This window comes from Candidatus Enterococcus huntleyi, from assembly GCF_009933175.1.
Taxonomy (GTDB): domain Bacteria; phylum Bacillota; class Bacilli; order Lactobacillales; family Enterococcaceae; genus Enterococcus_K; species Enterococcus_K huntleyi.
Map to the genome: position 1 here is coordinate 173,049 of NZ_MAEJ01000012.1, position 13,699 is coordinate 186,747.

13 protein-coding genes are annotated in these 13,699 nt (G+C 34.2%); 10 read left to right on the top strand and 3 right to left on the bottom strand.

Annotation, left to right across the window (positions count from 1 at the left end; genetic code table 11):
• Positions 1-2 precede the first annotated feature (2 nt).
• The 10 genes from BAU15_RS08860 (at position 3) to BAU15_RS08905 (ending at position 9,599) form a co-directional block, all read left to right on the top strand.
• Positions 3-1,316 (top strand): glycosyltransferase family 2 protein, encoded by a 1,314-nt coding sequence (locus BAU15_RS08860; RefSeq protein ID WP_161842382.1) that lies wholly within the window; start codon positions 3-5, stop codon positions 1,314-1,316.
• 156 nt (positions 1,317-1,472) lie between these two features.
• Complete coding sequence (gene mltG, locus BAU15_RS08865) at positions 1,473-2,864, top strand: endolytic transglycosylase MltG (protein WP_161842383.1); 1,392 nt, start codon at positions 1,473-1,475, stop codon at positions 2,862-2,864.
• 116 nt (positions 2,865-2,980) lie between these two features.
• Positions 2,981-3,460 carry a transcription elongation factor GreA gene (gene greA, locus BAU15_RS08870; protein ID WP_161842384.1) on the top strand — a complete coding sequence of 160 codons (480 nt, stop codon included), beginning with the start codon at positions 2,981-2,983 and terminating at the stop codon, positions 3,458-3,460.
• A gap of 232 nt (positions 3,461-3,692) precedes the next feature.
• A complete protein-coding gene (gene liaF / locus BAU15_RS08875) occupies positions 3,693-4,427 on the top strand; it encodes a cell wall-active antibiotics response protein LiaF (RefSeq protein ID WP_161842385.1) in 735 nt (244 codons plus the stop codon).
• Positions 4,424-5,503, top strand: a complete 1,080-nt coding sequence (locus BAU15_RS08880) for a sensor histidine kinase (protein ID WP_161842386.1) — start codon at positions 4,424-4,426, stop codon at positions 5,501-5,503. The genes liaF and BAU15_RS08880 overlap by 4 nt, the downstream gene beginning before the upstream one ends.
• Positions 5,496-6,128 (top strand): response regulator transcription factor, encoded by a 633-nt coding sequence (locus BAU15_RS08885; RefSeq protein ID WP_161842387.1) that lies wholly within the window; start codon positions 5,496-5,498, stop codon positions 6,126-6,128. The genes BAU15_RS08880 and BAU15_RS08885 overlap by 8 nt, the downstream gene beginning before the upstream one ends.
• A 320-nt stretch (positions 6,129-6,448) precedes the next feature.
• On the top strand, positions 6,449-7,384 hold the full coding sequence (locus BAU15_RS08890; RefSeq protein WP_161842388.1) for an acyltransferase: 936 nt from the start codon (positions 6,449-6,451) through the stop codon (positions 7,382-7,384).
• A 105-nt stretch (positions 7,385-7,489) separates the two neighbouring features.
• Positions 7,490-8,155 carry a potassium channel family protein gene (locus BAU15_RS08895; protein WP_161842389.1) on the top strand — a complete coding sequence of 222 codons (666 nt, stop codon included), beginning with the start codon at positions 7,490-7,492 and terminating at the stop codon, positions 8,153-8,155.
• A 15-nt stretch (positions 8,156-8,170) separates the two neighbouring features.
• Positions 8,171-8,482, top strand: coding sequence for a HesB/YadR/YfhF family protein (locus BAU15_RS08900; RefSeq protein ID WP_161842390.1), 312 nt, complete (start codon positions 8,171-8,173; stop codon positions 8,480-8,482).
• A 157-nt stretch (positions 8,483-8,639) separates the two neighbouring features.
• Entirely contained in the window at positions 8,640-9,599 is a 960-nt protein-coding gene (locus BAU15_RS08905; protein ID WP_161842391.1) for a glycosyltransferase family 2 protein, read from the top strand.
• A gap of 52 nt (positions 9,600-9,651) precedes the next feature.
• Here BAU15_RS08905 and BAU15_RS08910 read toward each other — a convergent pair whose 3' ends face one another.
• The 3 genes from BAU15_RS08910 to BAU15_RS08920 all read right to left on the bottom strand — a co-directional run bounded on the left by BAU15_RS08910 (position 9,652) and on the right by BAU15_RS08920 (position 13,370).
• On the bottom strand, positions 9,652-10,602 hold the full coding sequence (locus BAU15_RS08910; protein WP_161842392.1) for a phosphoglycerate dehydrogenase: 951 nt from the start codon (positions 10,600-10,602) through the stop codon (positions 9,652-9,654).
• 159 nt (positions 10,603-10,761) lie between these two features.
• A complete protein-coding gene (locus BAU15_RS08915) occupies positions 10,762-11,580 on the bottom strand; it encodes a DUF1189 domain-containing protein (RefSeq protein WP_161842393.1) in 819 nt (272 codons plus the stop codon).
• A gap of 296 nt (positions 11,581-11,876) precedes the next feature.
• The gene (locus BAU15_RS08920; RefSeq protein WP_161842394.1) at positions 11,877-13,370 is read right to left on the bottom strand and encodes a hypothetical protein; all 1,494 of its coding nucleotides are present in this window, start codon (positions 13,368-13,370) and stop codon (positions 11,877-11,879) included.
• Positions 13,371-13,699 lie beyond the last annotated feature (329 nt).

Genomic DNA, 13,699 nt, shown 5'->3' on the forward strand with positions numbered 1-13,699 from the left:
TGATGTTAATTTCGGTAATCATACCAGTATATAATGCTGAAAAAACTTTGAGAAAAACATTAGAAAGTATTTTTAGACAGTCAGGAAAATTCGAAGTAGTCCTAGTAAATGATGGGAGTTCAGATGGTTCTGAGAGGCTCTGTATGGAATACTTAAATAAATACCCTGAAATAATCCGCTATAAGAAGACAAGAAATGCTGGAGCATCAAGTGCCAGAAATGCTGGGTTTTCAATGGTATCAAGTGAGAGTTCAATTATTACGTTTATTGATTCAGATGACGAGATAAGTGATAACTGCTTTCAAGAAGTCATTGCTTTTTTTGGCAAGCACAGAGAGATTTCCATGGCAGTTACTAAATTAATATATAAAACAGGTTCTTTAAAACGTGAGCATAATTTAAATTATCGTTTTACTGATAAACAGGAAGTCATCGATATTTTAAATCAGCCTGAAATGATTCATTTTCATATGGGGGGAGCTTTTTTCAGGAAACAACAACTGGATAAACAAAACTTGAGTTTTAAAAAAAATCTTCAATCATGGGAAGATGCTTATTTTATAAATGAATTATTACTAGATATTCGTTACTATGGTGTTGTTTCTAAAGCTGCCTATTATTATAATGTTATTGAGGGCTCTTTAACGAACCGTTCATGGCAAGAAAGCTATCGTTATGGCTTGCTTATAGAATATGGTTATCTTGCTCTGTGTGAACTGTCTAAAAAGATGTATGGAAAGGTAATTCCGTATATTCAGTATTTGGTAATCAACCACTACAGTTTATTTTTAACCAAGAATGCTTTGTGCGGTTTGGATAAATTATCAGAAGAAGAAAGAATTTATTTTTATGATAAATCAAATGAATTGTTCTCAGAAGTAGATGATAGTGCAATTACGACCCAACGGTTACCTGAGTTACGAGTAAATTATATGACGGCAATTAAAAAGTATAAAGTACCTTTTAAAACAAATTCCGGTTTGGAGAATAGCAAGGGGAATAAAGTAATAATTAAAGCCATTACTATTTCTGGATTGCAAATCAGACTTCAATTTGAACTATCCAATGATACGGGCTATTTGTATGAAGATACTGATATACAGGCGGCATCAAAATTGAATGGAAAACTAAAAATCATAGAGACAGTGGTTGTCAGAAACTTTTTTATCCAAGATGATAGGAGGATAAAGTTTGCTCAGTATAGTCTCACAACACCAGTGATTTTCCCGTTTTTTAAAATAAAAATCAGTGAAAAAAATCACAGTCACACTGAAAATATTCATTTATTGAAACGTATAGTTAAGCATCTACGCTGACTTGATTATCAAAATCGGAACTAAAAGTTTTTGTTTTATAACTAAATAAGAGAGGTGCTAAAGTATTACAAGCTATTTTATGATTCTTGTTCCCCTTTATTCGAGTTTCATGTATAATAGTTAAAGTTATAAACATGAAGGTAAGGAGGAGTTGTTTTGACTGATGAGCGAAAACAACATCCAGAAGAAGAATCATTTAAAGATAAAATTTTAAATTCTCTGCATGGCGCATATGAGCAATCACCTGAGGAGCCAGATGACTACGAAGAGAACGATTTTTCTAGATTTTCTACTGAAATAAATACACAAGATAATGGCGAACAGCCAATTGAAGAGCAGGACTCCGTTGGTTCACGGAGCCAACGGAATAATCTGAGAGCTCCGGAAGAGGATGCGTTTGTTCCATATGATCGTAAAGAAGAGGATATTTATCCCGTGGATACTAAAGTACGCCGACGCCAACAAAGAAAAAAAGAAGACAAGATTGTTAATAAGATTGTCTTGATCATTGTACTGGTTTTATTATTTGTAGGAGGCATCTTAGGATTTTCTGCCTACCGGTACGTTTCTAGCAGTTTGAAGCCGTTAAATGCGAAGAATGAACAATTAGTACAAGTTGAGATTCCAAGTGGCTCTTCAAACAAAGAGATTGGCGATGTTTTAGAAAAAAGTAAGATAATTAAGAGTGGCTTAGTGTTTAACTATTACACTAAATTTAAAAACTACACGGGATTTCAAGCAGGCTTTTATCAAATGGCACCGAATATGACGCTGGATGAGATTGGTAAGTTACTGGAGGAAGGTGGCTCACCAACGCCTGTTGATGTAGCGGATAAACGTTTAACCATTCCTGAAGGATATGATGTTGAGCAGGTCGCTAAGAAAGTTGCGAAGGTAACCGAATATAGTGAAAAAGAGTTTCTAGCATTAATGGAAGACGAAGCATTTTTTACTAAATTGAAAGAGCAGTACCCACAATTACTTGAGGGGGCAGCAAAAGCTGAGGGCGTTCGTTATCGACTAGAGGGTTATTTGTATCCAGCAACCTACGATTATTACAATAGCAACACACTTGAGGATATCGTCACTCAAATGGTTGATAAGAGTAACACAGTTCTCACTCCGTATTTGGAGCAAATTCAACAAAAGAATATGACTTTACATGAGGTCTTAACAATTGCCTCATTGGTTGAAAAAGAAGGCGTTAAAGAGGGCGATAGAAAGAATATTGCGCAGGTATTTGCTAATCGAGTAGCTGTTGATATGCCTTTACAATCGGATATTTCGATTCTTTATGCTTTAGGTGAACACAAGGAATTAGTGACTTATGAAGATACAGCTGTAGATTCACCGTACAATCTATATTTAAATACAGGATATGGTCCAGGACCGTTTGATAATCCTAGTGAAGAAGCGATTCAAGCTGTTTTAAATCCGACGGAAAATGATTATTACTATTTTGTAGCGGATATTGATACCGGTAAAGTTTATTTTGCAAAAACGTACGAAGAACACATGGAATATGTAGAAGAGTACGTCAATAAATAAAAGAAAATAAAATAAAGCATTTACATTTTGACGAAAGCATGGTAATCTTTTTTGGACAATTCCGTAAAAGATTACCTTTTGCGATTATTTTGAGACATATAAAAGGAGAAAATAACATGGTAGAAAAAGTATTTCCGATGACACTTGAAGGAAAAGAGAAATTAGAACAAGAATTAGAAGAATTAAAAACAGTCAAACGTGGCGAAATTATTGAGCGGATCAAAGTTGCTCGTAGTTTTGGAGACCTTTCCGAAAACTCAGAGTATGAGTCTGCAAAAGATGAACAAGCCTTTGTTGAAGGCCGTATCACTACTTTAGAAAATATGATTCGTTTTGCACAAATTATTAGTAATAATGGTGTCGCATCTGATGAAGTATCTATCGGTAAGACCGTTACATTCGTTGAATTACCTGATGATGAAGAAGAAAAATACACGATTGTAGGTAGTGCAGAAGCAGATCCGTTTTCTGGTAAAATCTCGAATGATTCACCAATTGCCCAAGCCTTGATTGGTAAAAAAGTTGGGGATGAAGTCACAATTGCTACTCCTGGTGGTGACATGCAGGTTAGAATTACAAAAGTTGAACAAGATTAATCTCTTGCTTTAAAAAATGAATCTACTTCTTTGTAAGATAGATAAATAGATGGAGGGTAGGACATTTGTTCTATTCTCCATTTTCTTAGGTTTAATGGGAGAAAAAATATTTTTTTTAATGAGAGATTTTTTTAGTGAATGATTATTCGGCCTTAAGACCTATAGTAATTTCATGCAGTAACCGTTAATATAAAGTGTACAATTAAATTTGATTATGCGAGGAGGAAGAACTATGAATAACCCATGGCGCTTATTTTTAGTAGGTGAAGCTTTATTATTCCTACTAGCATTGTGGCAAATTATGAGCAATCCGCCACTGCTTCTTCTACTCTTTTTTGGTATTTTTAATATAGTTTTAGTCGTATTGAAAAAGAAAAAAAGAACCCACTTCAATAATTTTCAGTTAGTTTTTGGAGGAGTCATTGTTTTTATCAGCTTACTTAGTAGTTCAGCTATGTGGATGATGCTTGTTTTAGCAATTGTTTTTATCGGCTTAAAAGGGGTTGAACTTTCAGGAATTGATTTGACCAAAAATACTTTTTGGCGGAAAAAACAGATGATTATGGTAGTCACAAAGGAAAATCAACCTCACAGTGGGGAACGGAAAAAGCATCATTGGTTTGGCAATGAGCGAATCGGTAACCAAGCGTATGAATGGGAAGATATTAATTTGGATTTAGTCTCAGGCGATACGATTGTCGATCTGGGAAATACCTTGCTACCTAAAAAAGATAGTGTCATTATTATTCGCAAAGGAATTGGTCGGACGAGAATATTGGTTCCTTTAGGAATAGCTGTTTCTTTAGATCACTCGGCACTTTTAGGAAATGTATTATTTGAAGGTGAAGAACAGATGCTAAAAAATGAACAAGTCAAGATGTATAGTAATGACTATGATGAGAATCCTCGTCGTCTGAAAATCATTACGAATACCTTGCTAGGAGACGTTGAGGTGATACGCATATGATGGGAAAAGTTTCTCGCCCGATGCTTGTCGCCTACTCTTTTCTAAGCACTTTTTTAGTAATTATCTTTACCCTATTTACGTATTTTTTTGGGAGTAACACAAAAAATTGGTGGGCTAAACTTTTTGAAATACGAATTTTCCATGTACCTATTCTTTTTCATATTTTTGTCCTTTCATTGGGGCTAAGTTTTATCACATTTTTACTTATTACAGTGATTCAAAAAGCTCAGTATGGAAAAATCGAAGAAAAACTTCGTTTGTTAGCGAATAATGATTATGAAAGTAAAAAATTGGAGCAACCAGTTCCTTACCCTAGTAATGATTTATATATTCAAGAAGTTGACAAAGATATTTTGAAAATAAAAGATAAGATGATGGAAATGTCTAAGGAATTGCAATTGTTAAATAGTCGTCCGCAAATTATGGATGGTGAAACAAAAGAAGAAATTCTGCAATTAGAACGACATCGATTAGCACGTGAGCTTCATGATTCTGTGTCTCAGCAATTATTTGCGGCTATGATGTTGATGTCTGCTCTTAATGAACAAGCCCAAAAATTGGATGCGTTAGAAGCCTATCGAAAACAATTGGCGATGGTAGCTGATATTATCAATGCTTCTCAATCAGAGATGCGGGCTCTCTTATTACATTTACGTCCGATTAGTTTAGAAGGAAAAAGCTTGAAACAAGGGATTGAACAACTTCTTGTCGAATTGAAGAGCAAAATTCAGATTAAGCTCAAATGGGACGTAGAAGATGTAACCTTAAATAGTTCAATGGAGGATCATTTATTCCGAGTGGTTCAAGAATTGCTGTCCAATACGTTGCGTCATGCGAAAGCGGATGAATTAGAAGTCTATCTCCATCAAGTCGATCAGAGTGTTTTATTACGCGCTGTTGATGATGGTGTCGGCTTTGATATGAATCAAAGTAAGACAGGTAGCTATGGCTTAACAAATATTCGAGAGCGTGTGACAGGGATGGGTGGTACGGTCAAGATTATTAGCTTTGTCGGAAAAGGAACCAGTGTTGAAATAAAGATTCCCCTGTTTAAGGAGGTAGAAAAAAATGATTAAAGTATTGTTAGTGGATGACCATGAGATGGTTCGTTTAGGTGTTTCTTCCTATCTTTCGATTCAAGATGATATTGAAGTGGTAGGCGAAGCTGAAAATGGGCGCATAGGGTATGAAAAAGCATTGGATTTACGTCCAGATGTTATTTTAATGGATTTAGTGATGGACGAAATGGATGGAATTGAATCAACGAAAGCTATTCTTACCGATTGGCCTGAAGCAAAAATTATTATTGTGACGAGTTTTATTGATGATGAAAAGGTCTATCCAGCGATTGAGGCTGGGGCAGCAGGCTATATGTTGAAAACATCGACAGCTCATGAAATTGCCGATGCGATTCGGGCAACGCAACGTGGAGAACGCGTGCTAGAACCTGAAGTAACTACCAAGATGATGGAAAAAATGAGCCGTCGGAATGAACCTATTCTTCACGATGAATTAACCAATCGTGAAAATGAAATTTTGATGCTAATTTCGCAAGGAAAGAGCAATCAAGAAATTGCGGATGAACTGTTTATTACATTGAAAACTGTGAAAACGCATGTCTCAAATATCCTTTCAAAACTTGAGGTAGAGGACCGAACGCAAGCAGCAATCTATGCTTTTAAACATGGATTAGTGAAATAAGAAGAAATGGTGCGCTTATTAAAGTAATAAGGCACTATTTTTTTTGAAATTTAAGTAAGAAAGATAGTCTGCTCTTATAGGGCTAAATTTGCTGTATGAGAGTGTACTTAAATAGGTTGCTCTTATTATTAATAATTTACTTGTAGCACTGTACATTCTGAATAAATAAGTGATAAAATTATCCTATTACGTGTTTAAAGCTTATTTGCTATACAAAATAATTATGCGAGTAGTCAAAAAGTAGAGTGAAAAGAGCAAAGTATCAAATCTGAATAGATATACTGATTGGCTTATGTTTTAGCGAGAGGAGTATATGGTAAATGGAATTAGTTGAGGAATATAAACAGCAAAAATTGGTAGGAACAAATAGAATAATAATCAATGACGCTGAAGGCGTAGATAGTGACCTAGTTTTAAAAAATACTAAAATAGCTTTTAAGGGAGAGCGGAATGTTGTTGTCGTCGACAAAGGAACTAATATAACAAATTCTTCAATCACTTTTGAAGGAAATGATTCTCTAGTATATATAAAAAAGTCTCGTAATCCAGTAAATATAAGAGCAAGTGTTTTTTCCGAAACTTGTTTATTTATTGACACAGGTGCTAGTTTTAATGGCGCCATTTCAATCAGTCTCTCTGAAAGAGAAAATGTCTTAATTGGAAAAGATTGTATGTTTTCGTTTGGTATTTGGCTAAGAACCTCTGATGTTCATTTAATCTATGACTTACAGGGCAATCGAATTAATAATTCTAAAGGAATCATTCTGGGAGATCATATATGGGTTGGTCAAGATGTCCACTTTACTAAAGGTTCTATGGTTGGTTCGGGGACTGTTGTAGGAGCAAAAAGTCTAGTTTCTGGAATATTATCGTCGAATTGTACATATGCTGGCATCCCCTGTAGAAAGATAAAAAGTGACACTTTTTGGGATAGACCTTCCACGCACAATTATTCGAGAGAACAAACGAAAGAATCACAGAAATACAAGGGAAATATAGCCAACTTCAACTTTGTGAAAAAAAATAAAGGGAATCTATCAGAAAAGATAGCCGTCTATAATGCCTTAAAAGAATTAAAATCTGTCCCAGAAAAGATTAAACTTATCGAAGAAAAAATAGTCAACGGGAAACCTTTAGTATGTGAGAACAAAGTAGATAAAATAACTAAAGTAAACAATATAGATAAAGTAAATGAAGCAACTAGCACAATTTATAAAAGGATTGGAAAAGTAGTGAAGAGGTATTTGAAAAAATAAATAATTATCTCATCTTATATTCAATAGAAGTCATAAATCTCTTTCGTAGTTATTTTTGGTTCCCTTTGTTATACTATATTTTGAACATGAGAATAGGAGAAGCGTATGAAACAAAATTTTGCAATAGTTGGTCTAGGGCGTTTTGGTGGGAGCATTTGTCGAACACTGATTGAAGCAGGACAAGAAGTGCTAGCAATAGATAATAATGAAGATCGTGTGAATGAATATATGAATATTGCGACCCATGCAGTTGTTGCTAATGCGCAAGATGAGATGACTTTGCGCTCGTTAGGTATTCGAAATTTCGATCATGTCATTGTGGCGATAGGTGAAGACATTCAGGCCAGTATTCTTGTAACCTTAATGGTTAAAGAGATGGGGGTCAAAAACGTTGTAGCTAAAGCCCAAAATTCGTATCATGCAAGAGTATTGGAGAAGATTGGTGCTGATCGTGTTGTCCATCCGGAAAGGGATATGGGCGTGAGAATCGCACATAACCTGGTCTCCAAAAATATTTTAGATTATCTAGAATTATCAGATGATTTTTCACTAGTAGAAATTCGAGTAGCTAATCCAAAATTCTTTAATAAATCATTATTAGAATTGAATTTCCGCCAGCGGTTTGGTTTGACAGTTGTCGCCATCAGACGTGCGAATGGAAAAGTGGTTGTTTCTCCTGATGCTAATGAATTCGTTCGTGAAAACGACAATTTATTAGTCATTGGTGAAACAGATGACGTGGATATTCTTGATGAAAAGATGAACATGTAGAAGGGGAGTATTAATATGCAATTAGAGATAACACCTAAAGCACAAAGCTGGTTTAAAGAAGAAATTTCTCTGGAACCTGGTATGGGTATCCGTTTCTATGGAAAGATTTATGGGAAGACTGATGTTCATGATGGCTTTTCAATAGGTATGTCAGCGGACAAACCTGTAGAACCTTTACTAAAGAAAGAAATCGATGGCGTTACTTATTTTATCGAAGAAACCGATGATTGGTTCTTTAAAGGCTATGACTTAACCGTTGATTTTGATGAGAAATTAGAGGAACCGAAGTATGTCTTTACTAAGAATCAAGAAGATGAAAAGCAATAATTTGTCGAGATTATTCAAAAATAATTGGTAGTAATATTTATTTTCTACTAAAGGAATTCAAAAGAATTCGATAAGGAAAATCGGTTTTTTTTGAATTTCTTTTTCCATAATGAAGGCTTTATGCTATAATTTTTATGTCATGATGGGAGTGAACGCAATGTTATCAATCGTAGTACCTTGTTACAATGAAGAAGAGTCTATTTTGCTCTTTTATAAAGAGATGGAACGTGTTCATCAAACGATTAATGAGGCATTTGAATATATATTTGTGAATGATGGCTCAACGGATCAGACGTTAAGTATCATACGCGAGTTAGCAAAAGATGATTCAGAACAAGTACGTTATATTTCTTTTTCGAGAAATTTTGGTAAGGAGGCAGGACTCTATGCGGGGCTTGAGGCTGCAAAGGGTGATTTGATTACTGTGATGGATGTTGACCTACAGGATCCACCAGAGTTGCTTCCTCAAATGATTGAACGAGTGCGCACAACTGATGCTGATTGTATCGGGACTAGAAGAATTAGCCGTGATGGTGAACCACCAATCAGGAGTTTTTTTGCACGTCTTTTTTATAAGCTTATTAACAAAATAGGGGATACCGAGATGGTGGAAGGTGCCCGAGATTTCCGTGTAATGAGTCGGCAGATGGTCGATGCTGTCTTGGAATTAAGTGAATACAATCGTTTTTCTAAAGGAATTTTTAGCTGGGTTGGTTTTAAGACGGAGTATTTAGAGTATGAAAATCGGGAGCGTGTCGCAGGCAATACTTCGTGGTCTTTTTGGAGCTTATTTAATTACTCAATTGATGGAATTGTTAATTTTTCGGACACTCCTTTGAATATCGCTTCTTTTGTGGGAGCATTTTCTTGTATTGCCTCAGGTATAGCATTAATCTTCATCGTTGTACGGGCCTTATTATTTGGTGATCCAACAAGCGGCTGGCCTTCACTAATTTCTGTTTTTCTTTTTGTGGGTGGTCTCCAATTATTATGTTTGGGTATCATTGGCAAATACATAGGAAAGATTTTTTTAGAGACCAAGAAACGGCCAATTTACATCGTCAAGGAAACTGAAGATACGAATAAATTAAATGTTTTAAGTTCCGATGACAAATAAAACAAAGGAGTAACTAATTGAGCTAATAATTAGTTACTCCTTTTTGTTCAAGTTAATAACCTTTATTTAAATTCACCTGATTAATAGCAATTTTTTGTTCTTTGTGATAACTTTTCAAATTTTCAAGAAATATCTGCATAAATTTTTCTTGGAAGTTCGGTGTCATCCCTGATAAATGTGGTGTGACTAACACATTGTCCATCATCCATAAGGGACTAGTATCAGGCAAGGGCTCCTCCTCAAAAACGTCAAGTGCGGCAAAACGAAATTGCTGTTTATTCAGCGCCGCAATCAAGTCTTCTGTGACGACTGACTTTCCTCTACCGACATTTATGAAAAGTGCCTCCGGATTCATTACTGAAAAAAGCTGAGCATTGAATAAACCAGTTGTTTCGGGAGTTAGAGGTAGGATATTGACGACAATATCCATATCAGGCAACACTTCATGTAGCTGTCCAATAGGATAGGTTTCTTTGAAATTCGGCAGCTTATGACCAGATGTATTAATACCAAAAATAGTTGGACCAAATGGTGTGGCTAATTCGGCCAAACGTTGACCAATTTTCCCAGTACCAATAATTAAGAGGTTGGCTTGTTCTAGCGTGCGATAAGTCATTGTAGAGTCTTTCCATAAATGCTGTTCTTGATTTAGAGCAGATTTATGAATTCCTCGATAATCACTAAGGATTACACCTAGAACATGCTGACTAATCGAATCGCGATGTAATCCACTAGCATTTGAGAGTAGCACATTATTCTTAGAAAGCTGCTCCAATGGCAGATAATCGACACCAGCAGAAATCGATTGTACCCACCGCAGATTAGAATCTTTTGTTAGCAATTCAGATTCTAATTCTCGATCCCAGCCAAGCATAATCTCAACATCTGATATTTGCGACTTTTTGAGAGTTGTTTGCCAGGAAAACTCAGGAGCGATAGTAGCAATTTGTGTAATAAATTCTTGACGAAAAGGTCTAGTTGAATAAATAATTTTTTTTGACATGGTCTCATCTCCTCATAATCAGTGTACCAAAAAAGAATAAAAACTCGAACGAAAGAGTCTTTCTATATATAATTACTATGAAAATATAATAAAAAGACCTAATCAGGCTGAAAAGGTCTAGTTTTTACGACTGGCTTACTTAATTTTAAAGAAATAACCTTAACGTAAAGGAGGCATTTCCTGTTTAGGGAAGCCTTTAGCTGCTTGTGTAAAGATGAATAGCGAGATAAAGGTAATGAGTAAGCTACTATCAAATGATGGAGAAAACACATAAATTAACGCTGAAAGAATGACTGGTAATGTTGCACAATAAATCATCGTTTTTAATGTTTCGAAAAAAGTAACCGTATAAAGTTTTAATTTAGCATAGAGGTTAGCACCGATTGTGGCAAAGAAAAGCGTAACTACTAAGCTAATAAAAGCTGGGTAAAGGGAAACAAGAAAAGCAATGACTTGTATCCACCAAGGAATATGTGAACTATCCAAAGAGGTTCGTAGATTTTCACCTGAAAGATTTTGTAGCACTTCATTCGTATACGGAATATTAAATTGATCATTTCCAAAAAGTGCAGTCATGACACCACCAGTGTTTGGCAGGCTCAACACTAATTCTTTCTCTAATAAACCGACACTTAGGAAATTACCAATCAGATCATTTGAGATATCATTTGGCTCACGTTTTCCAGTAGGGTCAAAAGTAAAAATAATTGAGTCAGTCTGATAAATGAAGCCTTCGACTTGAGCATCTGTTGATAATCGTCCCTCTTTAATGGTAAAATCAGGTATTTCAGCAGCAATGGCTTGACCATCCTGTTGAATATCTTGCATGACACCAAAGACTTTAAACGCGATTGGAATAGATAATAGAGCACTTAAAAAGAGTGTATATAAAATTGCTTTCCAAAACGGTGTTTGTTTTGCATCCTTCAATTTTTTGAAATGAAACAGTGAGCTGTAAAAAAGTTGCCAAGTTGTCATAGTCGTCTCCCTCGTATATCATATAAAGCATTGATAAAAGTATACTCTCAATTTTATAGGAGTAGTTAGTGAAATACAAGACATAGTTAAAGCAATCGTATAATAAGAATAATATTAAAAACAGATTGTTTACTCAGTTTGCCAATAGGTATCTGAAATATGTGTACTGATAGCATCACAAAAATTAGTCTGCAAAAATAATTTTAAATATTCTGGAAACTGTGTCTTTTTTTTGATAAAAAATGTAGGAGACTGGCAAATTAAATCGCCAGTTTCCTACATTTTATTTTTGTCAATTAATATACTTTATTTGTATAATTTACAAATATTATTTTTCTTTCCTTTGGAATATTAAATTGCTGTTTAAAGGTATTCTCTTGTACTGAATTTGGAAACGGTGATCCATGTTGAGTGTATTGTTCAAAAGGAAGTCTTTTAATAACTAAGGTATCATTGGATGCTGAATATTCAGCATCTTGTACACGGGTTAAACTAACTCTTAGATTTTTATACGAAATTATCGAATAACCTAAAAATAGAGTTAATATTACGGCAGAAAGTGCTAATTTTAGCCCATACATAAGAGCAGGACTGAACCTTCCTTCAATTTTAAGAGAAAGAGTATTATAGCTAGCCAGTTTACCACTCAACAAAATATAGTATATATAACTACTTAAGATACACCTAGGACCTAATGGTTCGAGTATTAAAAAAGGTAAGACACAGATAATTGCAGAAAAACCATAAAAAAGCAATTCTATTTTTGTCTCTTTTTTTTCAATACAAATAAATATTGCAATAGCGATAAGTAGCATGAACATAATAGCTGCTATAGATTCTAACAATAAGAAATATTTACCGAAAAATTCTGAATTTATACGTCCAACTGATTTAAAGAATGACCAAAAAGAAAAAACAAATAAAAATGAAGGAATAAAGATAAGATATTTTTTTTCGGTATATTTTTTGGTATATTTCAAAATAGTAATCGTAACAAGTATACTTAAGATTATATTGATTAACCAGTTATTTGTTATAACTAAATTCATCCAATTTTGAGTAATAGTATGATATACCTTTGAAAACAATGTTTCATTCGTTGTACCAATCGTTCGATAGCTATCTGTATGATTAATAATTGAAAGATACACACTATTGGAGAACATTGTTGCGGCACCTAGAATTGACGCTACTAGTAAGTTGTATTTTAATAATGACACTTTCTCTTTTTTAATTAACGTATAGACAACAACGAATCCAGCAAGGAGTACATTATAAAGTGTCATATGCTCCACGATTAATTGTTGTAAAAAAAATAAACAAAAGAAAAGCATTTGCATTAACGGCTGAACTTTATTATTTGTGTACTTCTTAAGTATTACAATTGTAAGTAATGTTGAAAAGATTGATACGTTGTAATTAGAAAATCCAGCAAACCAACCATACGTCTGCCTGTAAATATCTATAGGCATTGCTAGTATAAGTGCCATGATGCAAGCGTTGAATAAGAAAGATTTTTCGCCAATAATTTTTTTTATTAAAACGAATATGCCTGTATTAATTATTGTGTAAAAAATTACGCGTATAATCCAGAAACGTGTAATTAGCATTTCGATTATATTTCCTAAGTATCGACCATTATAATTATCGAACCATATAGATAAACGATCTAACCCTGTTTGTCCTGCCCAAGTCCAGTCATCACCGGATAGTGGGATTAACGCTCCAATTATAAAATAAAAAAAAGCAATGAAGATCACAAACATATTTTCTTTAACAATTTTTTTCATAAGACCTCCGTGTAATAGTCCAGTAGGGATAAACAACACCTGAACATTTAATTTATTAAAACTTATTGTCTTTTCGATATTAATAGCTAAAAGTAAACAACTAGTTTACAATTGAAATCCTTTCCTTAGTTATAATTTTTCACAAGATTAATTCATTCTCTATTCTTAAAATAATCACTATTAATTTTACCACAAATAACTAGCAAAACAATCACTATTTTTAGGGATTTATCCGAAAAGAAAATCAGTTCATTTTCACAAGAACATGCATTTAGAGACATATTTATAGGATGTATTTTTCTAATTGATGTCTACTGGACAAATCAGAA